This is a genomic window from Microcystis sp. M53598_WE2 (assembly GCF_030067735.1).
In the GTDB taxonomy this organism is placed as follows: Bacteria; Cyanobacteriota; Cyanobacteriia; order Cyanobacteriales; family Microcystaceae; genus Microcystis; species Microcystis aeruginosa.
The window spans coordinates 1-2411 of the sequence record NZ_JASJFE010000608.1; the positions used below are offsets into that span (position 1 = coordinate 1).

The following is a 2411-nucleotide window of genomic DNA, read 5'->3' on the forward strand; positions in this document are numbered from 1 at the left end:
GACATTTGGAGATTATCGAGACTCTAGCTATTGGTATTGCAGTAGAATTTGATGCTAATCGGGGAACAATTACTATGTTAGAATCGGCGGTTAGTAAGTAGATGTTAAAGCATCAAAAACTGTTCTGGCGTTGCCACTCAAAGACTTTTTCAGCAGCTCCTATATTAATTTTTTGGGTACTGATAAGTAGTTGGACAAAAGTAAAGTTAACTGTGGGGTAAGGAGTCAGTCCCGATGAAAAAATTTTCACCCCCATAGATGAAAGAGGTTTCTTTCCCTACACCCCACACCCTACACCCTACACCCTCTTTCAAGTCAGAGGAATGTAGCGAAATATACGGAGCGATCGAACCAATTTGTAATATATGTGGGCTATAAAATAGGATGATGCGAGCGTTGTCCATACTTGCATCGGGAGGGAACCGTGACGACTTTTCTGGCTTCGCTCAATATACTGCCTTCTAGTTCTCCCGCTGCCAATTTTCGGACTGGAGAATGGACTTTTCCCACACTCTACTCCACTCTGGCTCCTGCTGCCCTAGCAGATTTGGTTTTTTCTCGTTACGAGATTGATGTACCGAAAAATTGTCAATTTTGGCATCGGGGTTTAAGTGATGTGTATCTCCTCGAAACCCTGAAAACTCCCTACATTTTGCGCGTATCTCACTGCCATTGGCGCAGCAAAATGGAAATAGACTTCGAGTTAGAATTATTAGATTATCTCGATCGCTCTCAGGTTCCCGTCGCTGCGCCAATTCGCACCAAAAACGGTGATTTATCCGTAGAAATTAAGGCTCCGGAAGGGAAACGTTACGCCGTCCTTTTTCCCTATGCTCCTGGAGGAATTGCTATTGGGGACATAGATATAGAACAAGCCTATCATTTAGGGGCGATCGTGGCTAATTTACATCGGGTGACAGCAGATTTTCAAACCCTAGCCTATCGTCATCCCCTCAACCTCAAATATCTTCTCGACGATTCCCTGCAAATTATCGCACCTTTTCTGCACCAACGACCGAGCGACCTAGACTGTGTTTTAGAAACCATTGGGGAAATAGAGGAAGAAACCGCTAAATTACCGACAGAATCTCCCTATTGGAGCATTTGTTGGGGCGATCCTCATAGTGGTAATGTGCATATCACCCCTGATAATCAGATGACCCTATTTGATTTCGATCAGTGCGGTTATGGTTGGCGAGTTTTTGATATCGCTAAATTTCTGCAAGTTTCCCTACAATCCGGCTTAAATCGCCAGGTTCGCCATGGTTTCATCCAAGGCTACGATGAAACAGTGCCTTTAACCGATGGTGAATTATCTTGTCTTCAGTATCTCACCCAAGCGGCCTATATTTGGTCTTGGTCAATTAGCTTAAATAACCTGCGTTTAACCGATTATAGTCGTCTGTGCGCCAATTATTTTAGCAGCCGTTTGGCCATTCTCAAACGTTTAAGAACCCAAGAATGGGAATTATTCTAAGCAGCCTTGATCCTGCTGGTGAGCAAATTTCCTGGGGGTAGGTTGTGGGGTGTGGGGTTTTACCTAATTTTCAGGGAAAAATTACCTGAATTTTCCCCCTGATCACTCCAATGACCGGCACTTTTTGATGGCCAAAAAGTCTAAAAGTCTTATCCAAAAAGCCGGCCCCAACTAACCAAGATCAACTTTCTTGCTGGTCAATGGCCAAACGAGGGATCGATCCCTGTATGCTGGTAAGTATAGATAATCACTAGGTAAAGACTTTCTTCTCCATCTGCCAAAAGTGAAGCAAGCTTTACCGCTTTTGAATACTCTCTCACAGCCTCACAGACAGATGGTATTATGTCCAGAAGAAAGAAGAAGTTTCCCTGTGGTCACAAGGGTTATGGCCAAGTCTGCCATCATTGCGCTCAACTAGATGCCGCGTGGGAAGAAAGAAAACGTCAAAAAAATGCTTGGGAAGCCACTTTTTCGCAAGATCCGATCGATCTGCGGGAATTACCGAAAAATGTGGTACTTAAAGCTAGGGAAATCCTGCAAGGATTGCAAGATCACCGCAATTATCGAGATTTCCACGGTAAACGATTGCGACACGATCGCTTTATTATCAGTATCCCCGTTACCCGCAATTATCGCCTCATCTGTCGCGACCACGGCAATCTCCTCGTCCCGGAAGCGGTCATCTCTCACGAAGATTATAATGTTTGTAAACCGGGTAGGTGAAGCTAATCTTTAGTTCGCTTGGGAAGATTTATCGCTGTTTATGTCTCCCGAAAATCCGGCAGCCAATTTTCAGCGAGAATCTCCTCCAGACTAGCTAATACTTCCACGGGGAAAATACTGGCATCTAATCTGGTTTCGTCAATCATCAGATTGCGAGCATCGAGATAACATTTTGCTAAAATTTCCCTTAAATAGGACTTTAAGCTGGGAC

3 protein-coding genes are annotated in these 2411 nt (G+C 44.2%); 2 read left to right on the forward strand and 1 reads right to left on the reverse strand.

Going from position 1 to position 2411, the window contains the following annotated elements:
- Positions 1-424 precede the first annotated feature (424 nt).
- Positions 425-1477 (forward strand): phosphotransferase enzyme family protein, encoded by a 1053-nt coding sequence (locus PX636_RS12275; RefSeq protein WP_288117385.1) that lies wholly within the window; start codon positions 425-427, stop codon positions 1475-1477.
- 342 nt (positions 1478-1819) lie between these two features.
- Positions 1820-2200 carry a DUF7682 family zinc-binding protein gene (locus PX636_RS12280; protein ID WP_002735921.1) on the forward strand — a complete coding sequence of 127 codons (381 nt, stop codon included), beginning with the start codon at positions 1820-1822 and terminating at the stop codon, positions 2198-2200.
- A 38-nt stretch (positions 2201-2238) separates the two neighbouring features.
- Here PX636_RS12280 and PX636_RS12285 read toward each other — a convergent pair.
- The coding region (locus tag PX636_RS12285) for a DUF29 family protein (RefSeq protein WP_288117386.1) at positions 2239-2411 on the reverse strand (173 nt) is incomplete at its 5' end.

Bases quoted from the DNA above. Each gene is read 5' to 3' on its own strand.
- PX636_RS12280 (WP_002735921.1), top strand. From the start codon at position 1,820: ATGTCCAGAAGAAAGAAGAAGTTTCCCTGTGGTCACAAGGGTTATGGC.